We start from the raw sequence: 24,713 nt of genomic DNA, 5'->3' as shown, positions 1-24,713 counted from the left end.
ATGTTTTATGGATAATCGTACTCTTATATCCGTAGATAGACTTTCTTTTTCATTCTACAACCAAAAGGTCTTGTATGATATTTGCCTTGACATCTTGCCGGGACAATTGCTTTCTATCATGGGACCCAACGGCAGCGGGAAAACAACCCTCCTTAGGCTTATAAGTAGGATATTGAGTACAACAAAAAAAACAATATACATAGAGGGAAAAGATATAACAGAGCTCAGACAAAAAGAAATAGCAAAAGTACTGGCATATGTGCCTCAGCATATCTATGATACCTTTGATTTCTCTGTCATGGATGTTGTTCTTATGGGCAGATGGCCACATCTGTCACGTCTGCAGGCAGAAAGCCATAAAGATAGGGAAATAGTGCTTTCTGCCATGGAATCTCTGGGAGTATTGGAGCTTGCAGAAAAAAGCATAAGAGAAATAAGTGGAGGAGAGCTCCAGCGGGTGATTATAGCAAGGGCTTTGGCCCAGGAACCGGATGTCCTTGTATTGGATGAGCCTACAAGTCATCTTGACCCGGGATTCTCTCATCAGGTCATGCGTATTGTACGTAATGTGTGCAGAGAAAGAGGGGTGGGGATGATAGCGACTTTTCATGACATAAACACAGCTTCTTTTTTCTCAGACAGGATTGTCTGCCTTAAGAGCGGCCGGCTTGTAGCGGACGGAATCCCCGAGGAAGTTATAGTGCCTCAAATACTGAGAGAGCTTTATGGAGTGGATTTTGCAGTGATGCCTCACCCTGAGAATCGGCGTCCGTTTGTTATGCCTCTCTGATGCTTGCTAATACCGTATAGTTTTTGTAAACTTTTATAATATTCTTGGGAGGATTTATTATGACTTTTTTAGAACTAAAGGAAGATATGAAGAGGCGTCTTGGTAAGATAGTGCCAGATACGGAGATTCCTATCAAGGCCGAGCTTATTCTTGATATACTCAAGTTAAAAGAAGAAAAGAATGCAGTCATTCTTGGCCATAACTATATGGAACCTGCTCTTTTTACCTACGTGCCAGATTATAAAGGTGACTCCCTTGAGCTAAGCAGAAAAGCTGCTAATACAGATAAGGACGTGATTGTCTTCTGTGGAGTAGTTTTTATGGCAGAAACCGCAAAGATACTTAGTCCTGACAAAACAGTACTAGTCCCGTCTCTTGATGCCGGCTGTTCCCTTGCGGAAAGTATATCCGCGGACGATATAAAAGCACTCAGAGAGCTTTTCCCCGGTGTGCCTGTTGTAAGCTATGTGAACACCTATGCGGATGTCAAGGCTGAGAGCGATTACTGCTGTACATCAGGAAATGCGGACAGGGTTATGAAACACCTGGGCAACGATACTGTGATATTTTTACCAGACAGGTTCCTTGCATCCAATGTTGCAGATCAGCTTGGCAGAAGAATAATATTCCCGGAGAAAAAACACGGGAAATTTACAGGTAATTTTACAGACAGATATGGCAAAACAATTGATGCCCGTATAGACGAGCCGGCATCGTGGAAAGGAGCAGTTATAGGCTGGGACGGAAGATGCGAAGTTCACGAAAAATACACACCGGATGACATAATAAGAGTGAGACAACAGTTTCCTGATGTTGTTGTCCTGGCACATCCAGAGTGTCCGCCGGAGGTAATAAAAGAAGCGGATTTTGCCGGAAGCACAAGCGCAATGATAGACTATGTACAGAAGACACAGGCACCCCACTACTTGCTTATGACAGAATGCTCCATGGGTGACAACATAATGGCAGCAAATCCGGAGAAAGATATGCTCAGACTCTGCTCCGTACGATGCCCGCATATGAATCAGATAAGCCTCGAGCAGACAAAGACAGCGCTGGAAGAACTGCGCTATCAAATAGAACTTGACGAAGACCTAAGGAAAAGAGCGCTCCTGGCAGTGGAGAGAATGCTTGCTTTGTAACACCCCATTTTGACGGACTACTTGAGCTTAAAGTAGTCCGTACTCCCTTCTTTTTTTATATCGATTATATTCTTCTCAGCAAGATATTTAAAAAGCTTAGTTTGGCTGTTATACTCCTTTCCCTTATAAGAGAAATCCTTAAGCAGATTCTTAATCTTGGTACCAAAACTAGAATAAGGATGCCAAGTATCTTTCTCGTAGGACTCCAAAACCTGCAAGATACCCAGCTGATGCTCTCGGGAAAAGCCCCGTATCTCCACCTGAGGAATGTGCTGAGAAGCCTTGCGTTCCTTCTCCATACCCACAAGAAAATTTTCCAGATTGAGAATCTTATCAGAACTGGAAGAAAAAAGCTTATTATTGAGCGTATTACCGGAAGTGACAAGCCATACCTGCTTACCGTATTTTCTTAGTTTATCCATTACCACAGTAAAATCGGTATCCGACGTAATAAACACATACAAATCTATTTCCGGTTTATTTACCACCAAAGTCTCAAAAGCCTCCAGAGACAAAATCAAATCCGCCCTGTTTTTTATATTGCGCCTGGAAACATGCGGCGCCTCTCTAATCTCAAAATTATTATCCCTCAGCTGATCCCTAAAATTCCTGATAGAACTGGCATTCCCGCAGGCAAGCTTTATTGCAAACAAAGCCTGCTTTTCCTCCTCTATCTCAAGAGAAACACTATCCATAAGAGCTGTAATATCCAGATTTTTATTGACATTCTCAAGGTCAAAATATATCCCTATAACGATTCTTTTATTCATAAACAACCTCCCTGTACTATATAAAAGATTGTCCTACATAATCACACAAGTTTCCAGCATGCGCTACGCACTCACCTGTGCCTTCCAAAGAAAAAATTATACCGAACGCACAGCCCGCGTAGCGGACTGTGCTGCCATCCGGCGGAAGCAGAGCATGGAAACAACAAGTTTTTTTGCCACATGTATGCCGCAGGCAGGAGGGAGCGCAACCTCTTGCCTTTTTGCTTTATGGGCGCGCTCCCGACGTTCGGTATAAAGAATCTTTTAAGGTAAGGTTTGTTGGGTTATGCAAAGCTCTAATCACATAAAGCCGTAAAATCTTTCTATGCTTTTTTATTTGATTTGTTTGCTATGTAGTAGTATGTTATAGATAGAAACTCTGCAGGAGGTGTTTATGGCAAAGATAGAAATAGATCTCGATGAGATAAAAAGCGAGATAAAAAAAGCCACAAAAGAATTTGTAAATGCCGTAGAAGAAAACTTTAAAATGGGAACAGAAGAGGTGCAAAGGACCTTTAAGAATATGTCTTCTGGAGGAGAGCCTTATTCTGATCTCAGTTTTCCCAAGGTAGGGGGGCTTAAGACTAATATATTCTCTACTAAAGATTCTTCTCTGGTCTTTGAGTTTTTACTTCCTGCTGTCCCTGAAGACTCTGTTGAGCTTGAGTTTGTTGGTGATTATCTTGTTCTTTCCTGTAGTTTCTCTAGGGAAGATCCTGCAAAGGAAGATGCCTATTTTTATAGAAACGAAATTAAGCTTCCGGGAGAGCTAAAGGCAAGATATTATGTTCCTGCAGAATCCTTTGACCATGATGCCGTAAAAGCTATTTTTAGCAGAGGTATTCTGCGAGTGGAGATTCCAGCCAGAGTAAAAAAAATAAAAGCAAAGAAGGTAAATATATCATCCACCGATACTTAATATATAACGGGGGACTGTTATAATAAAAAGGCTGACCATCATAAGGCCAGCCTTTTTTTATAGTTATTCTTTCTCTGACAAATTATAAGCACTCAGAAGTGCATGCAGACTTGCAGCAATAGTATCGGTATGTCGGCCTACTCCCCAGTAATCCACGCCGTTTCTGTTTATACATATATATGCAACAGCTTCTGTAGAAGAGCCCTTACCCAATGCCTGCTCATGGTAATCTACAATGTCAAAATTATTCCAGCCTCTCGCTTTGAGTGCATTTACAAAGGCGTCAATAGGTCCGTTTCCTTTACCTGTTATGCTTTCTGTTTTCCTATTTGTTTTTATGTCAGCTTCTATACTTACTTCTTTGCCTTTTGTTTTTATTGTATAATCTTCAAGATCAAGAGGTTCCGATATGTTTACAAAGTTTTCCATAAAAACATTGTAAACTTCTTGTGTAGAAAGCTCTCTGACCAGCTTGTCCGATACTTCGTTTACTTTCTTGCCAACATAGGGATGCATTTTTTTGGGAACTTCAAGTCCATATTCTTCCTGCAAGATATAAGACACCCCGCCTTTACCGCTCTGGCTGTTGATTCTTATTATTGCCTTATAGCTTCTGCCCAAGTCCTGGGGGTCAACAGGCAAGTAAGGAATCTCCCAGTATTCTTTTTGCTCCTGTTTTAGAAGATCCATTCCCTTTTTTATGGCATCCTGATGAGAGCCTGAGAAAGCCGTAAAAACAAGGTCTCCTGCATAAGGATGTCGCGGATGTATGCTCATCCCCGTACAACGCTCGTATATGCTGCGTATCTGGGGAAGATTGGAAAAATCAAGTCCTGGGTCAACGCCCATTGTATAGAGATTGAGAGCAACAGTTACAATATCCAGATTACCCGTTCTTTCCCCGTTGCCAAAAAGTGTCCCTTCAACCCTATCTGCTCCTGCAAGAAGAGCTAGCTCTGTGGAAGCAACACCGGTACCCCTGTCATTATGAGTATGAATACTTACAATTATCCTGTCTCTGCCTTTAAAGTTTCTGCAGAACCATTCTATCTGGTCTGCGTATACGTTGGGAGTAGACCCCTCGATTGTAGTGGGAAGATTAAGAATGACCTTACCCCCTACCTCATCTGGATTCCAAGTATCCACAACAGCCTGGCAGACATCCAGAGCAAAATCAGGTTCTGTCATGTTAAAAGCCTCTGGAGAGAACTCGTAAAGCACATTGGAACCTTCCAGTCTTGGCAGAAGAGTCTTGAGATAACTTGTACCGTCAACAGCAATCTTTTTAACCTCTTCCTGAGAGCGCTTAAAGACAATGTTTCTGTGCATCTCGGAAGTAGCAACATACATATGAAGCACCACGTTCTTTGCGCCCTGCACAGCCTCTACTGTGCGTTCAATAAGATGCGGCCTTGCCTGGGTCAACACCTGAATATACACATCATCAGGAATCAAATTATCGTCTATCAGCTTTCTGATAAAATCAAACTCGATTTGAGAAGCAGAAGGAAACCCAACCTCAATCTCCTTAAAACCGACATCACACAGCAGCTTAAAATACTCCAGCTTTTGATCAACATTCATAGGCACAGGAAGAGCTTGGTTACCATCGCGCAAATCAACACTACACCAGATAGGTGCCTTATCAAGCTTTTTATCCGGCCACATCCTGTCAGGAAGGTCCACAGAAAATCTAAAAGGTCTGTACTTGTGAGCATTTTTCATATCTTACTCCTTATATGGTATAAAAAAAGCCCGCTACATCTGTGATGCAGCGGGCTTTCTGCCGTTATAAGCTTATCGCACGGCTTTAAGCACCCCTGCATCGCGGGAAAGTAGTAGGCTAAGGAGGAGAGCTAGAAGCAGTGCGTTAACGGCAATAATCATAATATAATACTGTATATTTTATCACATACTGTCAACCCCCGGCCGATTATTTTTTAAAAACAAAGAAAATTTATACCGAACGTGCGGGACACACAGTACTCGTCCCGCACTGCCTTCGGCAAAATATGAAAAGACAGACATATATAACTTGTCTCACAAAAACCGCTGATAAGCACAGCACAAACACATCGCTCAGAGTATTTTTTTCTTTATTTTTTTTAACTTATATATTAAAGTTTTTACATATAACATAGAAAAGCTTAGGAGATCATAGATGAGAATAGCATTTATAATAAATACAATAGAAGACGATTATCAACAAAACCTGTGGGAAGGTATATGCAACAAAGCAGAAGAACTGGGAGTAGAAGCCATAGCAATACCCGGAGGACTTATAAACAGCACAATGCACGATAACGACGTAAGAAACACTCTTTACAGCATCCTAAGTAACGGCAAATGGGACGGAGCTATAGTCTGCAGTGCTGTATATGCCACATTTGCAAAACCTTCTATTATATTTGAAATATTGGAAAAAGTGATAGGAGATATATCAAACTTTCCTATTGTCAATATGGGAGGCAAGATAAACGTTTATCCCACCATTCAAATAGATAACAAAAGAGGGCTGGACAAACTCGTAGAACACATAATAGTAAAACACGGAGTAAGAAAAATCGCACACATCTCCGGACCTCTAAACAATTCGGAAGCTATAGAAAGAAAAGAAATCTTCCAGCAAGTACTAAGAAAACATAGAATAGAAATAAGGGAAGAATGGATAGCAGAAGGCACCTTTGAGCGCTGGAGTGGAAGAAAAGCAGCAGAAGCCATATGGTCATCACCGGAAAAACCGGAGGCGATAGTAGCAGCCAATGACCTTATGGCATTGGGAGCATATGATTTCTTTATAGAAAAAAGAATTAATATCCCTAGTGACCTCATATTAACAGGATTTGACGATATAGTAGATGCAAAGCTCAATGCTGTCCCAATCAGCACCGTGAGGCAGCCTATATATGCAGAAGGAGAGAAAGCTCTTGAGATGCTTTATCAGTGGATAAAAACCGGCAACAAACCGGATGATCTCATATTCCCTGCAGAGGTAATATATAGAAACTCCTGTGGTTGCCTCTCTGAGCTAGTTCATCAAGCGGGACATCACATGGGAGCTACAGTGTCAGATGAACCATCCTTTAATATAGAAAATATCCTTGCGGAAATAAGAAAAAGACATCGCATGGAAATTAATAGTAAGGAAAAAGAAATCTTTAAATATTTTGTCGATGATATCCTATCCTTCTGTCAGGATTCCTGTAAAGAAGAAAATATAGATGAGCTTGCAAAAAAACTCTCAGAGAAACTAACTAGCTTTGATGATGAATATGATCTCTCCAGATGGTTTTTGTTTATTGGTGTTCTATTTGATTTTGTAAGAAGGCAAAAACAGGAAGAATCCGCATTGGTATTATCTCTATATTCAAAACTGCTGATCATGATACATGAGAAAATCAGCCTAAAGCTGGGACGTGCTCAGATGGACATGGTAAACAGCTCTGTAAAAGTTCAATATTTCTTACAGCTTATAAGAGAAGCGGAATCCATGGAAGAGGTTTTTAGCATATTATCAAGAGAACTCGGTAATTTTGGAGTTAAAAATTGTCTTCTTTTTCTCTTTGATGCAAAAGATTGGGAAACATGCTTTAAAGAAGCAAAATTTCCTGAAAAGGGTAGAATAGCCTTTGTAATAAAGGGCGGAAAAGCAGTTGATAATATATCCGATTATATGGAATCTGCAAAAATAATAGAATATCCTTTCTTTGATACTGTAGTAGGTAGAGCTATGGCGATTTATCCCATGATAGTAAACAGTCGCTATTTGGGATTTATTTGTATGGACGGAAACGAGCTTTTTAGAGGCTTCTTTCATAATACATTTTCCTCGCAGCTTGCAAGCACACTTATATCCATACGATTACTTGCGGATATGAAAATATCTACATCAAGACTTACCTCATGGAGTGTAGAAATAAAGAAAACAGCCAATTCCATATTTGAGGTGATAGGACATCTCCAGGATATAAGTAGAGACAGGGTAGCCGATATGGTTTCTATGACAGATGAAATAAATCAGCGGCGTTCCATGTTTGAGAAAAATCTTGAGATAAACACTTCCATATCGGAGAATGCAATGTTTATGCAGGATCTCCTGTCACTCATAGATGATATCTCTCAGAGGATCAATCTGCTTGCAATAAACGCATCTATAGAAGCGGCAAGAGCCGGAGAACATGGAAAAGGCTTTAAAGTCATAGCTGAAGAGGTAAGAAAACTTGCGGACAATACTGCAAAAAGAGCACAGGAAACCAATGACGTTCTTAATCAGGTGCTCAAGACCATAGGACAGTCTCAGGAATTGAGCGAAAGTCTATTTTCCACATACAGCGACATAGCAAAAGAAATGGAACACTTCAAAGAAGCTCTGGAAACCATAGAATCCAGCCTAAGTGAGTTTTCTGCTCAGAGCAAACGGCTGGAAGAGCTTGTAGAACAGTAAAAAAGAAACGGGACTGCTTTTTGCAGCCCCGTAATACATGGAAGGGGGTTATGGGGGAGGGATCCCTTCTCTATAACCATAAGCAAAAAATGTGCCATAGTGTTTTTATGCCTGTCTTGAGGTTATTTGTTTTATCATAATTATTTATACATCTCATATCTTTTATGCCTTGCAAACATAGTATGAATTATGCATTCTTATGATAATATCTATTCATTATGCATAGGCTACTTATTCAAAGTGATTATGAAATTTTCATCGGAACAAAAAAAATTATGCAAAAAATATGACAAACTAAAATTAGAAATATTTCTATTTTGTTATAAAAATATATCTTATAAAAAGATATAAGGCAGGGGGTTTTGTGATAGTTGGCATGTATATTGCTATAATATTTATAGATTATTTATGGAGGAAGGCCATGAAAACGACAAAAAGAAATAAGAAAGTGATAAGTTTGCTACTTCTTGTAGTAGTTCTTCCTCTTGCCCTTATTGCTTGTGCAAATCCTGTTACAGCGGACATAGAGCGAGTTGCCACCAATGCTACCACATCAACATCTACAGACAGCACAGCATCGCAGAACTCTGGAGATTCTCCTTCTGATACAGTTACTGTAAGTGATGTTGTTTCCGATTCTGCCAGCGTAGCTACTGTTGTTGATATAACGGATGTTCTTGCAGATAATGATTCTGTCGATGTAGCCTATGATTCTCTGCCTGTAAGCGAAACAGTAGATTCTACCTCTGTTGAAAACGATGTTGCTCTGGGGTCTGCTACTGATGTTCTGAGCAGCAGCGAAACAGTAGTAGATGCTTTTGTTCCTGTAGTCACAAGTACCAATAAAGCTAGTTGGCTTGTTGATACTCTTTCCGGAATAATAACTTCTTCCAATCTTAGTAATGTAAGCCTTGATGGGAATATTCTGGTAATCAGTACTTCCAAAGGTTCTTATCAGCTCAAGATAAAGAATAATAAAGCAAATGTCCTAATAAAAGAAATACGCAAGGTAGTTAAACAGGAAAAGAAAGACAAAGAACTGAGAAAGGTTGGAAGCCAGCTTATAAAAGAGCTAAGAAAAGAGATAAAGAAAAATAAAGAGACAAGAGTAAAGAATAGCAAGAATACAAGAGAAAATAATAAGTAAGCCTCCTAACCCTCCTTCAAACAGGCTGCCTTACGGCAGCCTGTTGTTTATTATTATCATCTTTTTGTTTGTTGCAATATCAGAAAACTACAATCTTAATGTATAAAAAAGAATTATATTATTTGATTTATTTATTCTACTGTTTGGTTTTGACTGTTATGATTCTATATGTTAAACTGTTTTTAAAATAAACTATTATGAGGATGATATGGGAAGGCGAAAGACAAGAACAGAAAATATGAGTCTCATATTAAAACAGATTTGGTATCATGACGGCATAAGTAGAATAGAAATATCCGATAAAGTAGGTCTCAATAAATCTACGGTCACCAATCTTGTAACAGAATTGATACTGTTGGGAGTACTAGAAGAAAGAGAACAAAAAGAAACCAATAATGTTGGTGGAAGAAAGCCTATAGCACTGGGGCTCAATAAGAATTACGGTATAGTGTTGGGGTTGGGTGTGCAGGCGGAGATGATAAGAGCTGTAGCCGTGGATATAGCAGGTGATATAGTTTTTAGATGGAAAAAAGAAACAGGTCAGATTACACGACGAAATATAATAGATGTTTTCTTAGAGTCTTTTGACGAATTATCAGCTTCTCTTATGGAAAGGGGATTTTCCAACCTTCTTGGTATAGGTCTCGGGGCAGGAGGGATTATCAACCCTCTAACTGGAGTAGTAGAATACTCCATTCCGCTTTCTATATACGAACCATTTCCCCTCTGTGAAGTGCTTTCCAGGCATATCAATGCGCCTGTCTATATAGAAAACGATTCCAATTGTGGAGCATGGATGGAGCTTGCCTTTGGTAAGGCAAACTCTCCTGATAATTTTCTGTTTGTACTTGTCGAGTTTAAAAACAGGCGTCAGCATATCAAGGAGCACGGCGGTATAGGTATAGGATTTGGTATTGTTCTGGACGGTAAGCTGCATTATGGCAACACTTTTTCTGCTGGAGAGTTTAGGTCTGCTTTTTCCAGAGGAGAATATGCTTCTCAGATGAGAATAAGTCCGGAAGATTTGCATAAGCTTCCGGAGGATAAGGCTGTTATGGATAGGTTTCTGGATGAGCTTTTTGCTAATATTGCATGTATTGTCAATGTGCTTAATATAAGTCATGTGTATTTGGGAGGAGATATAGAACTTCTGGGTGATAGTGTCTGTGACATGCTGACAGAATATATAATGAAAAACTGGATGTATCCTCTACCAGTACACTGTAATGTTAAGATGTCTTCACTTCATGAGTTTGCTGTAGCTTATGGAGCTGCGGGTATGATTCTTGACAGAATCTTCAGAAATGACCTGCATGACAGCTTCTGGCAGAATATTGATAAACGGGGAGTACTTCCTGCTCTTATAAGGCATCCTTTGCCTATTGTATCAAAATAAACTGATATGGATTATCAGGCAATTTTATTTCTCTTTCTTGTATTTCCAGAAGTGTATCCATATTACCTTTTGCAGGATATGGCTTTTTATCTTTTATCAAGGCAGCATGTATGAGACCTCTTGCAGATGGTATTAGCTCTTTTTTCTCTATTTTGTAAATGATTTGTTTAAAGATTATTCTAAAGCTTCCTTTTAAACCACAGTTTTCTATTGCAGAAACAAAAAGGTCTCCACTTGTAAGTGGTAGGAGATAATCTATCTCTGCTCTTGTAACTACAGGGTCTATTCCCTGTCTGTGCAGTTCTGCAAAATCCATTCCTCCTGCTTTGAGAAAGCAGTGTCGTGTGTGTTCCATATATCTCATATAGTTGGAGTTGTTTACTATACCTTCGAGGTCGCATTCGTAATCCCTCACAGCCATTATGTTGTAATAGACAGCTTTTTTATTCATTTTGTCTCCTTTGTCAAAATAATCTCTGGAAAAATACGTTTTTATGCAGGATGATATAATAGAAAGATATATTTTTCCAGATGAGGTGTGTATGACCGAAACTAAAGAAAACAATAAAGTTTCTCCGGAGGCGTGGGTAGTAACGGTTGATATGGGGCTTGGGCATCAGCGTGCCACAGCTCCTTTTTATGGTATCGCACGAGATGGTATAATATCGGTAGGAAGCCATTCTTCTTCCGATGAGGCAGAAAAGGCTCTATGGGAGAAAATGCTTGGTGCTTATGAGTTTTTGTCAAGAGTGAGAGCTGTTCCTCTTGTGGGGAAGCCATTATTCTCAATTCTTGATTCTTTACAGAATATTCCTCCCCTGTATCCTTTGCGGGATCTTTCTTCTCCCAGTTACCAGGTAAAGCTTTTGCACTCTCTTGTAAAAAAGGGCTTGTGTAAGGGAATGCTGCAGCATATAAAGACTTCTCCTCTTCCTCTTCTTACTTCTCATCCTGCTCCTGCAATTGCAGCTGATGAAGCAGGATATGGCAGAATATATTGTATAGTCTGTGATGCGGAGATAAGTCGTGCATGGGTTGCAATGGAGCCTGCAAGAAGTAGGATACATTACCTTGTACCTTGTGGTAGGGCTCTTAGACGACTAAAAGCTTATGGTGTTCCTGATGAACGTATATTTTTAACTGGTTTTCCCATGCCTCTGGAGTTGCTGGGAGATAAAAACCTGGATGTGTTAAAACATGATGTTGGACAGCGTCTCCATTATCTGGATCCAAAAAAACGTTTTTGGCCTCTTCACGAGATGAATGTAAAACACTTCCTCGGAGGAAAAAATATCCGGTTTAAAAATGAGCGGCTTTTTACTGTTACTTTTGCTGTAGGGGGTGCGGGTGCACAGGTGGATATAGGTTGTCAGATACTGGAGTCTGTTAAAAACAGGATAAAAAATTCTGAGCTCTGCCTTAATCTTGTAGCTGGTGTCAGAAAGGAGGTGAAAAAGGCTTTTGAGGAAACAAAGAAAAGATTTGCTAAAGATTCTCCTCTTGTAAATATTATTTATGCTGATACCAAAGAAGAGTATTTCCGGCTTTTTGCCGAGACCATAAGAAAGACTGATGTATTGTGGACAAAACCGAGTGAACTTTCTTTTTATGCTGGTCTAGGTCTACCTATTATTATGGCCCCAGACATAGGTGCTCAGGAGCGTTATAACAAGGCATGGCTCCAGGAAATACAGGCAGGTATCATGCAGGAAGATCCCCGCTATACAAGCGATTGGTTGTGGCTTTTACTGGAAGAAGGTAGATTGGCGGAATCCGCTTGGGATGGTTTTCTTAAGGCTCGCAAATATGGTACTTATAAGATTATGGAAGTCTTGGAAACCGGAACCATGCAGAGAGAGACCAGTCCTCTCAAGCGCTAGGTGGATGGTTTCTCTTCTGTTTTTATTATGTTTTCTATTTTTTCCTCTTTACTATCATCTATTATTATGACTGGTTTTCTTTTGAATGTATTGTTAAAAGCTGTTATGGGCAGGTTGTTTAGTTTTCCGGTTATTTTTATATCACTGTATGTGTTCCCCAAGGTATTGTTTCCCTTACTTCCCAGTTCTCCTCCACCAAGATCCAGTTTAACAAAGGGACTGTTTATTATTTCTATTCCTGCGTTGTTGTTTATGATGCTGCTTTCTTCCACTGATATTTCTACACTGCTTTTTGTATTTTCTATTCTTAGTGCTCTTGGTGTATCTGTTATTCTGTTTTTTACTATTCTCAATTTTGCCTGATTTTGTATTCTTATTGCTGCAGAGGGAGAGATGCTTGTTTTTGTTCTGTTGTCGCCGATCGAGTAGATGTAGTTGTCCAGCATTATTATGTTGGCTTTACCTGTTATAAGTATTGCACTGGCATCTCTTTTATCTGGTACTAAAAGTCTTGAGCCGTATATTCTTACTATGCTTACTGGTGTGTTTTGGGATTCTTGCAGTTTTACTGTCGCACCTGTTATTGGTTCTGTTATAAATGGTTTTGTGTTGAGGGAGAGTCTTTCTTTAAATGGGATTTTATCAGCTATGTGGATTATTGTACTGATTTCATGCAGGTCAGATCTCATATAATCTATATTAATGGTACTAAGTCCGTACAGGTAAAATCCGCCTTTAATGGGGATTTCCCATTCTGGATTTGTAAGAAGTTTTGTGTCTGTTGTACTTAGGCTGCCTCCAGTTTGAATCAGAGAGTACAGGTAGAACCCTGTTATATCTATGTTTTCCAGGCTTAGGTTGGTGTCTTTTGCAAGGATTCCTATTGCTTCCGAGCTTAAAGGTGTCTCCGGGGCTGTGGCGCTTAGGGTAAGATTCTTTAGGACTACTCGTATGTTGGCACCTGTCATTATAAGAGGGGATATTGTGTTGTTGTTTGTCTCTTTGTAGATAACAGGTCTAGTTCCTTCTTTGCCTTCTATTGTAAGTGGTATTCCTATAAGGAGAGGTCCTCTGTGCTTTCCACCGTCTATTATGATTCTGTCAAAGGGAAAGGCGTTGTCTATTGCTGTTTGTATGTCAGGATAATCTTGTGGTATGTAGATGTCTTTTGCGTTTATTGCTGCCAGAGCAAGAAAAAAAAGTACTATTGCTCGGTTTTTCTTTTTCATTGTTATATTTATACCATATAAAAGAAAAACCTGCAGGGGTATTCCCTACAGGTTGTCGGGCTGGGCGGATTTGAACCGCCGACCCCAGGTCCCCCAGACCTGTACGCTAACCAGCTGCGCTACAGCCCGATGCGCATTAACTGTAGCATAAAGTTTGTCTGTCTGTCAATTATAGTTGTGCTTATAAAAAAGGCGGAGCGCTTTGCGGTCCGCCGTTCGGTATTATGTTATTTTTGTTTTTTTGTGTTTGTTTTTTTTGTAGTTTTTGCGGGTCTTTTGAGTTTTTGATATTCTTCTATTGTGTTCATAGGTGGTCTTTCTTCTTCTTGTATCTGATATTCTAGAAGTTCAAACTGTGCTTCTCTTACCTGAAATTGTCTGAGTATGGTGGAAAACTCGGTGTTTGCTTTGAGTAGCTCCTGTTTTTCCATTCTTTTAAGAAATGTTTGCAGTATGCCAAAGGACATTTTTCCCAGGGAGCGGGTCTCCTGGTTTCTGTGTACTCGCTGGTCAAGGTCAGTCTGGGCAAATACGTCCAGTCCGTAAAGGTTGTAGACGTCTATGAGATGGGATGTCTCTACGCCATAGCCTATGGGAAATGGTATTTGCTCCAGAACTTCTCTTCTTACTGCGTATTCTCCAGATAGTGGTTGAATGATTGCCGTAAGTTCCGGGTAGAATAGAGAAAATAGTGGTCTTATGAGTATTTCTGTTACTCTTCCACCACCTGATGGGCGAACTCCTTGGGAAAAGGCCAGAGGACGGTCGTAGAAGGCTTTTATGTATTTTAACTTGGGGTAAAAGACGAGGGGGGCAACTAGCCCGTATACAAAGCGTGGATGGATGTTCTTGATGTCCGCGTCTATGTACACTATTATATCGCCTTTTAGCTGATAGATAGCTTTCCAGAGGTTTTCCCCTTTTCCTTTTTTCTCTCCCATGGACGGAAGAATGTCCTTTGACAGGTACACGTCTGCACCAAAGGATTTTGCTATCTCTCTTGTGTTATCTGTAGAGCCTGAGTCTATGACGGCTATTTCGTCAAGCAGGGGATAGCGGTTCATAAGTTCTGATTTGAATATTACTATTTCTTTCCCTATTGTTTTTTCTTCGTTTAATGTAGGGATGCATAGAGAAATTGTTATGTTCTGTTTCTCTTTTTCTTTTATAAGTTCTGTCAAATCAGAAAATTGAGAGTGGTGAAAGGTGTGTTCTTTGAGCCATTTATTTAGATTCATCGCAGTACCCCCTGTCAATTGCAAGAATGAGTCCTATGAGTTGTGACATACCCTTGGTTATGGGATCCAAAGCTATAGATTCTGTTGTTTCATTGAGGTTTTCTCCGTCTGTAAGGCCTATTGTTACGGCAGGGATGTTCGCATCTATGAATGCGGAGAGTTCTGATGTGCTCGGTGATATTCTCGGTGTTATTCCAAGCTCCTCAAGAATTGCTCTGGCGCTTTCTGCAAGAGGATGTGAAAATCTGAGCCCTCCAGGTTTTCTTCTTGCATATTCTTTAAATTCCACGTCTGTGCCGGTATGAGAAGATACCTCTGCAGCTATGTTTTGTATTTCTCTGTTGAGATGGTCTACCATCCCCTCGTCCTCGCTTCTTATCTCAAATCTGAGCTCTGCAGAACGTGGAATTACATTAAACGATGAGCCACCCTTTATTGAGCCAAATATTATGCTTGTCCTTGGCCTCCTGGGTAGTGGAATTTCTAAAATCCTGTTTATAACCTCATTGATGTTTACAATTGCTCCACCTGCGCCAAATCTACTCCAGTCGTATTGCTCCGGTACATGGTTTATTATTTCTCCTCTTAGCATTCCTATGGAAGAATAACTTAGTCTTCCTAGTTTTACGCCTTCTATACATATGCCCGCATGTATGGGGAAGTTGGAATGTTCCATAAAAAAGCGCATACCAGCTATGTTTCCTTTGCCAAGACTTTTTACAGAACCCATAAGTATGAGATTGGAGTTGAGCTTGATATTAAGATGCTCCAGAAACAGCGGAAGAGTCATAAGAGCTGCAACTCCCAGACCGTTGTCGCCTACTCCCGGTCCTGTAACCGTCCCGGGCAGAACATTGATAGTATGATCCACACTTTCCGGGAATGGCGTATCCACGTGAGCGGCTATAAGGATATTTCTATTACCCTCTGTTCCCGGCAGAATAGCGAGAGCATTTCCCATCTCATCCGTAGAGCAGTTGAGAAGCTGGTTCTCGCTAAAACGCCACAAAATAAACTCCGTCCTTTGCTGCTCCATAAAAGTAGGTGCAGGGATCTCGCTTATCATTATGAGATTGGAAAGAAGAATCTCTGTGGGTACGCTCATCTTTTCCTGCATTGCAGGAATCAAGTCCAATATCTCCCTTAATCCTGGATGCATAATGTACCTCTTTTTTTATTGTTTTTTATCATAGTAGTCCTTAGTTTAAGCAAGCCTATAGCTTTATTCAAGCATAAAAACTATTGCAAAATATAAGCCCTGTACTATAGTATAGTATATGATATAAAAATATAAAATAAAAACTATCGGAGTAATACATGAAAATAAAAACAGGAACATTTGGCAAAACAGAAGCGGGAGAAGTAAAATACTACATGCTGACCAACAAAAACGGTTACAGCTGCACTATAATAAACTATGGTGCCACATTGGTTTCCTTTAAAATGCCGGACAGACATGGAAAAACAGAAGAAATCACATTGGGATTTGACAATATACAAGATTACCTCACACGCAGCCCTTACTTTGGTGCTACGATAGGCCGCTTTGCCAACAGAATAAGCAGAGCAGCCTTTACCATAGATGGAACAGAATACAAACTCATCCCCAATGAGGGGGAAAACCAACTGCATGGTGGTCCCGGAGGGCTCCATACCCTTTTATGGGATGGAGATGTCTTTAACAATGATTACAGTGCAACAATTGTATTATCCTGCAGCAGCCCTGACGGTGACCAGGGCTACCCCGGCAACCTCTCTGTAACCACAAGCTACACACTCACAGAAAACAACGAGCTGGTCATGGAATACCTTGCAGAAACAGACAAAAAAACCCATGTCAACCTGACCAATCACGCATACTGGAACCTTGCAGGTGCTGGAAGTGGAAAAATATACGACCACATACTCTATTTGGACTGCACCCATTACCTTCCCGTAGATAACGAATCCATCCCCACCGGAGAAAAAAAACAAGTTACCGGCACAGCCTTTGACTTTACCACAGAAAAACCCATAGGCAGAGACATAGAGAAAATCCCTCCTGGATACGACCACTGTATGGTATTACGAGAACACAACCCATACGACCCTGTAGCCTTTGCCAGAGTAGAAGAACCCTCGAGCGGACGATGTATGGAAATCTCCACAACAAAACCAGGAGTCCAGTTTTATACAGGAAACCACCTCAACGACATAGAAATAGCAGACAAAAAAATAGCCCGTAGACACGAAGCCTTTTGTCTGGAAACCCAGTACTTCCCCGACACACCCAACAAAGAAAACTTTCCCTCAAGCCTACTTGAGCCAGACAAAACCTACAGACAGAAAACAGTTTATAAATTTTTTACAAAATAAAATATACCGAACGCACAGCCCGTACCGGGCTGTGCTGCCTGCCGGCAAAACTGGAGAAAAGTGACAGACAAAACGCACAGCAGACACTTACCCAATCAGGCAATATTCATAACCCTGTCTATACCCTCAGGAATCCCATCAACACCAAAAAGCCTCTTTGCAGACTCGAGATCATACTTTTTATAAGAACTAAGACTATTGAAATAGTCCAGAAACTCTCTCATCTCCTCATCCGAGCCGGAATAGAGAGCAGAGCAAAAAGCAGCCCTAAACAGCCCCTCTCTTGCAAGCTCCATAGTAGACAAGTTACCGTATTTTTTTTTTGCTCTCGCATCGACAACAGCAGCTCGGCCTTCATAACCTATGGTAAATATAAAATCCTCTCTGGAAAGCATAAAAACTCCTTATCAAAAAAATAATAAACCCTTTTTACTATAACACTCCATGATATTACTTCTGTTTACAACCTTTCAAGAGAGGCGCAAGACATCTCCTTATATCTTACTGCAGGCAAAACACTCTATATTTGACATAGAGCATACCACATAGATAAATCCCCTTTGATTAAGACAAAAGTATAAAAAAAGAGGATCCCTTTTGGGACCCTCTTATATATATTCAAAAAACTATTAATACATGCCACCCATATCAGGCATACCAGCTCCTCCTGCCGGAGCTTTCTCTTCCTCTGGAATATCCGTGATTGCACACTCTGTGGTAAGAAGCAGAGAAGCAACAGAAGCCGCATTCTGAAGAGCGGAGCGTGTAACCTTGGCAGGATCTATGATACCAGCCTTGAGCATATCAACCCACTCCATCTTAGCAGCATCAAAGCCTATACCCTTTTTCTCTTCTTTTGCTCTCTGTACGATAATGGAGCCGTCAACACCAGCATTCTGAGCAATCTGGCGGATAGGCTCTTCCAGGGCACGTTTTACAATTTTAAAACCAATCTTCTCGTCCTCATCCCACTTGGAAAGATCTACGGACTCAAGAGCCTTGGTTGCAAGTATAAAAGTAAGACCACCACCAGGAACTATACCTTCTTCTATGGCAGCCCTTGTAGCGGACAGAGCATCTTCAACTCTGTGTTTCTTCTCTTTAAGCTCAACTTCTGTTGCAGCACCAACATTGATAACAGCAACACCACCTGCAAGCTTTGCAAGTCTCTCCTGGAGCTTCTCTCTGTCATAGTCGGATGTAGTTTCCTCAATCTGGGCCTTAATCTGAGCTATTCTATCCTGTATGTCCTTGGCCTGGCCAGCACCATTGATTATAGTAGTATCTTCCTTGGTTACCTTTACACTTCCTGCACGACCGAGCTGGTCTAGCTCAACATTCTCAAGCTTGAGACCAAGCTCCTCGGATATTACCTGTCCGCCAGTGAGGATTGCTATATCCTCCAGCATAGCCTTTCTTCTGTCACCAAAACCGGGAGCTTTAACAGCACATGTCTGCAGCGTACCCCTTACTGTGTTTACAACAAGTGTTGCAAGAGCCTCACCCTCTACATCCTCTGCAATTATAAGAAGAGGCTTACCCTGCTGAGCAACTTTTTCCAGGATGGGGAGAAGATCCTTCATGCTGGAAATCTTCTTATCATAGATAAGGATATAGGGGTCAGAAAAAGTACAAGTCATTGTATCTCTATTATTAGCAAAGTACGCAGAAACATAACCTCTGTCAAACTGCATACCTTCTACGAAATCAGTAGTAGTTTCTATTGTCTTGGATTCTTCTACTGTTATTACTCCGTCCTTACCAACTTTTTCCATTGCATTTGCAATCTCTTCACCAATCTCCATATCATTGTTGGCAGAGATTGCTGCAACATGAGCTATCTCATCCTTGTCCTTGATTTCTTTTGCATTCTTCTTGATTTCTTCTACTGCAAGCTCTACGGTCTTGTCTATACCACGCTTTATTGCCATGGGATTGATACCTGCAGCAACAGCCTTAAGACCCTCTTTTACAATGCTTGATGCAAGAACAGTAGCGGTTGTTGTACCGTCACCTGCCACATCATTTGTCTTTGTGGCAACTTCCTTAAGAAGCTGAGCACCCATGTTTTCAAAAGGATCAGGGAGCTCTATCTCCTTTGCAACGGATACACCGTCTTTGGTAACCGTAGGAGCCCCAAACTTCTTGTCAAGAAGAACATTGCGTCCCTTAGGACCAAGTGTTACCTTTACTGCGGAAGAAAGTTTTTCCACACCAGCAAGAAGTGCTCTTCTTGCTTCTTCGTTAAATTTTAGTTGTTTTGCCATATTTACCCCTCACTTTAAGTTAAAGTTTTTATAATACTGTAATATACAGAGAAATCATAAAGAGTGTCTGTTTGTAATGTAAATTAACAACGTTTTAGAAAAACGGCAACACCCCAACAAAAAAAACAAATGCTTTTTGCACTTGCCTGTCTTGCTATACTGTGATAATAAGATATGTGATGAAAAAGAAGCAAAGGTATGCAATACTTCTGTTTTATCCTGATGAGTCGGTAAATACAGGTGATACTGTAGCTCTCAGCTCTTTTTTTAATGCTCTGCCTTCCGAGACAAAAGCAGTATGGAATATACCACTTTATCCTTTCTTGGAAGAAGAATCCGGACTGTCTTCTTTTATAGGTAAACGTATTTTTCATGGAGATATGGTTATATCCATGGGATATTCTGCAGCCCCTCTTCATCTTTTAACAGAAGAAGAAGCCCGTATGGAGCTCTTGTGGGCTGCACATAACCCATGGTGGACAGGATTACATGATAAACTGCATCTGGACTTAAAATACTATCTCAATCCGTACAACCTTTTTACTGATTTTAGCACCAATAATGGCAAAAATAATTTCTTATTTTTTTTACGGGATAAGAAAGAAAAACATTTATATCTGGCTTGTGATGTGGGCTTATGTAACCCTGTTGTTTCTCTTACTTCTTTTTTATCACATGAAAAAGGCAAGAAAGCGGTTAGGAAACTCTTATCTCTCATAAAGATGAGTAAGAACAGGGACTCAGCACTTGTAATAAGATTTTTGCTGGATAGCAGTCTTGTTAATCAACAAGCGCTTTTCCTGCAGGCAAAAGAGATACTGGAAGCAGGAGGCACAGAGCTTGTGTTTGTTGCACCATCGGAGTGGATACCCCAAACCCCTATCAAAATAAAGGGCATGATGGTAGAACATAAAGACTTGTTTCCAGACGATTATTTTGCGGAAAAACAAAGATTGCTACATGAAAACTCATCGGACAGGACCAGAGAAATACTCAGGAAACTATCGCCTTTTGCTTCTCCTTCTTTTGATTCTAATAAGCCCAATACTATTTCTCTTGATGCCAATATGCAGGGACAAATAAACCTGTATGATGAAAACCTGTTTGTTCTCTTTAAGGAAGGTCTCATATCCCACATATCGGACAGACAACACTCTGCAGACTTGTTGCCCTATTATCCTCGATTGGAGGCTTCTTCTGCCAGAACTTTCAATGTAGCCAGCAGTTTTTCCATAGATGAGGAGGGCCTTAGAGGACTCAGGACAATCCTTCCCTTGTTTGATAAAAAAGCAGTTTTGGATATGCTTATGGTAGAGGATTTTCCTCATCTGATAGTGGATTTTTATATTCCGGAACTCATAGTCAGCAGTTCGTATTTTGAGCTAAGGCCATTTGGCATTCCGTTTTATGCGGGAGAAGATGAGAAGATGTTTACATTTGTATCCGGTAATAAAAAAGAATATACCGTATGCGAGGGAATGTCTTTTTATGCTTCTGCAATCCTTGCGGAAAATGAAAATTCTACAATATTTATACAGGTTTTAACCCCATGGGGGGGGAGAAATATCCGTTTCTTCTTAGAAAAAGATAAGAAAAACAAAAACAGATATTTTATTGTTCCTGTAATACAAGACAGCTTTAGCGGAATCAAAAAGAAACTTTCTCCTGTCAGAATTTCCCTGATTGTATCAACAAGTCTCAGAACACCACTCTCTTATGAAGATATCCCTGCAATGATAGCGGAGAAAATCTTTTGATACTTTTTAGAAGTCTATTTCTCCACTTACCAGCCTGCTCAGACCGTTATCAAAGTCTTCCATAATAAGTTCTCCGGCTTCTCCTATCCCTATTATCCTTCCTCTTATTATGCTGGGAGCAGTGGGATTACCATTTAAAAAGCTTATTTCCCTGTCTTTTCCCCAGAGCCTTTTTTCTATCTCTTCTCTCCAGCTGTTATCTTCTATTGCTTCTTTTACAGAATTGAGCATGTCCTCCATTACTTCCTTTAACTCTGCTTTTTTTCTTGTTTCTTTTTTTATGGAGGTTGCTTTTTTTTTGATTTCTCCAGGGAAAGAAGTCTCATTGACATTGAGACCTATACCTACAAAAAGGGCATCGTACTTGGTCTCACATAGTATACCGCAAATTTTCTTATCCTTTATCAATATATCGTTGGGCCATTTTATCTGGGCCTGCAAGTCCCATGAAGATTCCAGATACTTTGCTATACCGAGGCCTACAGCAAGTGGCATTGCTGTTAAAGGTAGTTTTATATCCTGCAAATCCAGATAAAATGTGCATAGAATATTTTTGCCTGGCGATGCAATCCATTTTCTGTCTGCTATTCTGCCCCTTCCTGCAACCTGATGTCCGGCCCATATCACCGTGCCTGATGGCAGTTTCTGAAGTCTCAGGTTTCTGGCATCTGTCATTGTTGATTCTGTTTCTTCTTTATAGAGAACTTTCGCATTTCCAAATGGATTTTTTATGGATGTTGGCAGCATGGGCTATTTTAACCTTATAAAAGGCTTTTGCACAATCTTTTTTTTTGTTATCTTAATTTATTATGAACAGCTATAGTACAAAATATAATATGGAAACAGGTCTGGGGCTCAAGAAAAAAGCTCCTCCGGGTGTTATCTGCATATTTGGTATTACCGGGGATCTGAGTAAAAAGAAACTCGTACCTGCTCTCTATGCCTTGTATGTAAGGGGTTATCTTGCAGAAAACTTTAAAATAATCGGCTTTGCAAGACGTGATTGGAGCGATGAGTTTACACGACAGTATTTTAAGGAGGCTCTGATGGGGCATCCTTTTTTTAATGATAGAGATGCTGATGAGTTTCTTGCTGCTTTATTTTATCATAGGTCATCGTTTGATGATCCCGAGGGATATGCAGCACTCAGGAAAAAGCTTTCCTTTGGCGGTGATATCATATATTATCTTGCAACACCGCCTGCAAGCTATTCTACCATAATAGAAAATCTGGGTGAGAGTGGCCTTTGCAACCTGGAAGGGCACAATATAAGAATTGTAATAGAAAAACCCTTTGGCTCTGACCTTGAGACTGCAAGGGGACTTAACAGCCTTCTTCTGAGATACTTCAAAGAAGAACAGATATACAGGATAGACCACTACCTGGGAAAGGAAACAGTACAGAATATTCTTGCACTTAGATTTGGTAATTCTATTTTTGAGCCCATATGGAACAGTAAGTATATAGACCATATACAGATAACTGTTGCAGAAAAGATAGGTGTAGGAAGCCGTATCAATTATTATGAAAAATCCGGAGCCTTGAGGGACATGGTACAGAACCATATTCTGCAACTGTTGTCTCTGGTAACAATGGAGGTTCCTACAAGCTTTGAGTCCGATGCAATAAGAAATGAAAAAGTAAAAATATTAAAGAATCTTGTTCCCATAAAACAGGCAGAAGTATCCCACAAAGTAATAAGAGCTCAGTATGTCGGGGGCTATCTGGATGGAGGTTATGTTAAAGGTTACAGAGAAGAAGAGGGAGTGAAAATTGATTCTACAACAGAGACCTATGTTGCCCTAAAAGCAGAGATAGCAAGCTGGAGATGGGCAGGTGTTCCCATATATATACGTACAGGAAAGAGGCTTAGCAGAAAGCTGTCTGAGGTTGCGGTGTTTTTTAAGCCTGTTCCAGAGACATCTCTCTGGTTTGGGAGGCCTAGCCCTGCTCCCAATGCTCTCATAATGCAGATACAGCCTGATGAGGGGATTTCTCTTTTGACCAATGTAAAGAGCCCCGGATATAGTATGGAGCTTATAAAACATCCGCTTAATTTTAAGTATGAGCATTCTTTTGGTGATGAGCTTCCCGAGGCTTACGAGAGGTTGCTCCTGGATGCGCTCACTGCAGATCCCGTATTGTACACTCGTGCCGATGAACTGGAAGCACTATGGGCATACATAACAGGTATACGGGAAGCCTGGGATATCGTCAGTCCGCCTGTGTATAGCTATCTGCCTGGAAGTGCCGGTCCTATCATGGCAAGAAAACTACCAGCAGAGGAAGGAAGAAGATGGAGAAGATTGTAAAGCCCTTTTTTGAACCCGCAAGGATAGAAAAACAGCTTGCTGAGCTTCATAAGAGCGCCAGTCCAGGTGACGAAAGAGACCTTCTTTTTAACCTTATCCTTGTAAGCAGCCAGGATACAGAAAAAAAAGCTGCTACATTACTTGACGGTCTTATGGGTAAGCGTTCTGCAAGAATTATCCATATAAAACATACAGACAATGCAGAGTCTTCGTTGAGGCTTTCTGCACGTTGTAGCCTGGACAGAGCAAAGCGCGGAGTATGTTTCCAGGAAATTGTTATAGAAAACGGCAAGGATAATGCTGGCTTTGCTCCCGGAACATGGACGGGGCTGCTTGTAAGGGACCTGCCTGTTATTGCCTTATGGCTTCCTACTGCAGATACTATGCAGGATTTGTTTATCCATCTTGAAGACCATGTTGATAAAATCATAATTGATTTTTGGACTCTTGAGAAACAAGGTCTTTCTCCGGAAGACTTTATCTCCCAGATGGAACTTCTTGCTCCCGATAGTCTTGCAATTCTCTCTGACATACACTGGCACAGATTGCTTGATATGAGAAGGAAAATAGCTCTTTTTATGGACGAGAACAAGCTTTGTGACAATCACTCCAGCATAAAAAAAATTACACTTAGCGGGGTGTCCTCATCCACTTTCTTTCTTATAAAAAACTGGCTTATAGACAGGCTTGGCTGGAAGAACACAGAGCCTGCACCGGAGATAGAAAAACAGAACTCAGCCCGGCCGGAGCTCATAATCACTGCCGATACCGAGTACAAAATGCATCTTGCAGAACCGGACGATAGCCAGGATGTAGAGATTCTCAGACAGGAATGCGACAATCCCGAGCCTGATGGCTTTTTTCTGCAGGCTCTTCATGTTTCTATGTAAAAATCTTTATACCGAACGGCTTACCGCAGCTTTTTAGTGCATATTCTTGGATATGCGCTGCGATAAGCCTGCCTTCGGCATATTCTTGCAGAAATCTACCACTGCTTGGTTTGGTTTACGCCGTAAGCAGTAAATGATACAGCTTTGCTGTATCATTTACGTTCGGTATAATCAATA

General features: G+C 40.6%; 20 protein-coding genes and 1 tRNA gene. 11 read left to right on the top strand and 10 right to left on the bottom strand.

What is annotated here, in order from left to right; all coding sequences use genetic code 11:
* Positions 1-7: 7 nt before the first annotated feature.
* Positions 8-790, top strand: coding sequence for an ABC transporter ATP-binding protein (locus WKV44_00215; protein ID MEM5946961.1), 783 nt, complete (start codon positions 8-10; stop codon positions 788-790).
* Positions 791-849: 59 nt separating this feature from the next.
* On the top strand, positions 850-1,932 hold the full coding sequence (gene nadA, locus WKV44_00210) for a quinolinate synthase NadA (protein ID MEM5946960.1): 1,083 nt from the start codon (positions 850-852) through the stop codon (positions 1,930-1,932).
* A gap of 17 nt (positions 1,933-1,949) precedes the next feature.
* Here the strand turns inward: nadA and WKV44_00205 are convergent, their stop codons facing one another.
* Complete coding sequence (locus WKV44_00205; protein MEM5946959.1) at positions 1,950-2,702, bottom strand: NYN domain-containing protein; 753 nt, start codon at positions 2,700-2,702, stop codon at positions 1,950-1,952.
* A 394-nt stretch (positions 2,703-3,096) separates the two neighbouring features.
* Here WKV44_00205 and WKV44_00200 point away from each other — a divergent pair, with 394 nt between their 5' ends.
* Positions 3,097-3,621, top strand: a complete 525-nt coding sequence (locus WKV44_00200; protein MEM5946958.1) for an Hsp20/alpha crystallin family protein — start codon at positions 3,097-3,099, stop codon at positions 3,619-3,621.
* Positions 3,622-3,684: 63 nt separating this feature from the next.
* Here WKV44_00200 and leuA read toward each other — a convergent pair whose 3' ends face one another.
* The gene (gene leuA / locus WKV44_00195) at positions 3,685-5,346 is read right to left on the bottom strand and encodes a 2-isopropylmalate synthase (protein ID MEM5946957.1); all 1,662 of its coding nucleotides are present in this window, start codon (positions 5,344-5,346) and stop codon (positions 3,685-3,687) included.
* A 436-nt stretch (positions 5,347-5,782) separates the two neighbouring features.
* Here leuA and WKV44_00190 point away from each other — a divergent pair, with 436 nt between their 5' ends.
* The 3 genes from WKV44_00190 (at position 5,783) to WKV44_00180 (ending at position 10,608) form a co-directional block, all read left to right on the top strand.
* Complete coding sequence (locus WKV44_00190) at positions 5,783-8,065, top strand: methyl-accepting chemotaxis protein (GenBank protein MEM5946956.1); 2,283 nt, start codon at positions 5,783-5,785, stop codon at positions 8,063-8,065.
* Between the two features lie 421 nt (positions 8,066-8,486).
* Complete coding sequence (locus WKV44_00185; protein ID MEM5946955.1) at positions 8,487-9,212, top strand: hypothetical protein; 726 nt, start codon at positions 8,487-8,489, stop codon at positions 9,210-9,212.
* Positions 9,213-9,420: 208 nt separating this feature from the next.
* The gene (locus WKV44_00180) at positions 9,421-10,608 is read left to right on the top strand and encodes an ROK family transcriptional regulator (GenBank protein MEM5946954.1); all 1,188 of its coding nucleotides are present in this window, start codon (positions 9,421-9,423) and stop codon (positions 10,606-10,608) included.
* Here WKV44_00180 and WKV44_00175 read toward each other — a convergent pair.
* Positions 10,592-11,059 carry an acyl-CoA thioesterase gene (locus tag WKV44_00175; protein ID MEM5946953.1) on the bottom strand — a complete coding sequence of 156 codons (468 nt, stop codon included), beginning with the start codon at positions 11,057-11,059 and terminating at the stop codon, positions 10,592-10,594. The two genes, WKV44_00180 and WKV44_00175, sit on opposite strands and share 17 nt — an antisense overlap.
* 91 nt (positions 11,060-11,150) lie before the next feature.
* Here WKV44_00175 and WKV44_00170 point away from each other — a divergent pair, with 91 nt between their 5' ends.
* Positions 11,151-12,488 (top strand): hypothetical protein, encoded by a 1,338-nt coding sequence (locus tag WKV44_00170; protein MEM5946952.1) that lies wholly within the window; start codon positions 11,151-11,153, stop codon positions 12,486-12,488.
* On the opposite strand, the gene WKV44_00165 is transcribed toward WKV44_00170, so the two are convergent.
* From WKV44_00165 to WKV44_00150, 4 genes are all read right to left on the bottom strand, one after another.
* Positions 12,485-13,717 (bottom strand): DUF1565 domain-containing protein, encoded by a 1,233-nt coding sequence (locus WKV44_00165; GenBank protein MEM5946951.1) that lies wholly within the window; start codon positions 13,715-13,717, stop codon positions 12,485-12,487. The genes WKV44_00170 and WKV44_00165 overlap by 4 nt on opposite strands.
* A 55-nt stretch (positions 13,718-13,772) precedes the next feature.
* A tRNA-Pro gene (locus WKV44_00160) sits at positions 13,773-13,846 on the bottom strand.
* A gap of 98 nt (positions 13,847-13,944) precedes the next feature.
* The gene (locus tag WKV44_00155) at positions 13,945-14,955 is read right to left on the bottom strand and encodes a glucosyl-3-phosphoglycerate synthase (GenBank protein ID MEM5946950.1); all 1,011 of its coding nucleotides are present in this window, start codon (positions 14,953-14,955) and stop codon (positions 13,945-13,947) included.
* Entirely contained in the window at positions 14,942-16,114 is a 1,173-nt protein-coding gene (locus tag WKV44_00150; GenBank protein ID MEM5946949.1) for a M20/M25/M40 family metallo-hydrolase, read from the bottom strand. The genes WKV44_00155 and WKV44_00150 overlap by 14 nt, the downstream gene beginning before the upstream one ends.
* Positions 16,115-16,272: 158 nt before the next feature.
* Here WKV44_00150 and WKV44_00145 point away from each other — a divergent pair, with 158 nt between their 5' ends.
* Positions 16,273-17,310, top strand: coding sequence for an aldose epimerase family protein (locus WKV44_00145; protein MEM5946948.1), 1,038 nt, complete (start codon positions 16,273-16,275; stop codon positions 17,308-17,310).
* 95 nt (positions 17,311-17,405) lie between these two features.
* Here WKV44_00145 and WKV44_00140 read toward each other — a convergent pair whose 3' ends face one another.
* Both WKV44_00140 and groL read right to left on the bottom strand, forming a co-directional pair.
* A complete protein-coding gene (locus WKV44_00140; protein ID MEM5946947.1) occupies positions 17,406-17,705 on the bottom strand; it encodes a hypothetical protein in 300 nt (99 codons plus the stop codon).
* Positions 17,706-17,939: 234 nt separating this feature from the next.
* Positions 17,940-19,577 (bottom strand): chaperonin GroEL, encoded by a 1,638-nt coding sequence (groL, locus tag WKV44_00135; GenBank protein MEM5946946.1) that lies wholly within the window; start codon positions 19,575-19,577, stop codon positions 17,940-17,942.
* Positions 19,578-19,756: 179 nt separating this feature from the next.
* On the opposite strand from groL, the gene WKV44_00130 reads away from it, so the two are divergent.
* Positions 19,757-21,334 carry a hypothetical protein gene (locus WKV44_00130; GenBank protein MEM5946945.1) on the top strand — a complete coding sequence of 526 codons (1,578 nt, stop codon included), beginning with the start codon at positions 19,757-19,759 and terminating at the stop codon, positions 21,332-21,334.
* A 6-nt stretch (positions 21,335-21,340) separates the two neighbouring features.
* Here WKV44_00130 and WKV44_00125 read toward each other — a convergent pair whose 3' ends face one another.
* Positions 21,341-22,081 (bottom strand): biotin--[acetyl-CoA-carboxylase] ligase, encoded by a 741-nt coding sequence (locus WKV44_00125; protein MEM5946944.1) that lies wholly within the window; start codon positions 22,079-22,081, stop codon positions 21,341-21,343.
* A 62-nt stretch (positions 22,082-22,143) separates the two neighbouring features.
* Here WKV44_00125 and zwf point away from each other — a divergent pair, with 62 nt between their 5' ends.
* Together zwf and WKV44_00115 are read left to right on the top strand one after the other, a co-directional pair.
* Entirely contained in the window at positions 22,144-23,646 is a 1,503-nt protein-coding gene (zwf, locus tag WKV44_00120) for a glucose-6-phosphate dehydrogenase (protein MEM5946943.1), read from the top strand.
* Positions 23,631-24,536, top strand: coding sequence for a glucose-6-phosphate dehydrogenase assembly protein OpcA (locus WKV44_00115; GenBank protein ID MEM5946942.1), 906 nt, complete (start codon positions 23,631-23,633; stop codon positions 24,534-24,536). Before zwf ends, WKV44_00115 begins: the two co-directional genes overlap by 16 nt.
* The last annotated feature ends 177 nt before the right edge of the window (positions 24,537-24,713 follow it).

Source organism: Spirochaetia bacterium 38H-sp (assembly GCA_039023545.1).
In the GTDB taxonomy this organism is placed as follows: Bacteria; Spirochaetota; Spirochaetia; order Winmispirales; family Winmispiraceae; genus Rarispira; species Rarispira pelagica.
The sequence above is the reverse complement of the archived record's forward strand: the minus strand, read 5'-3'. Positions and strand labels throughout refer to the sequence as shown.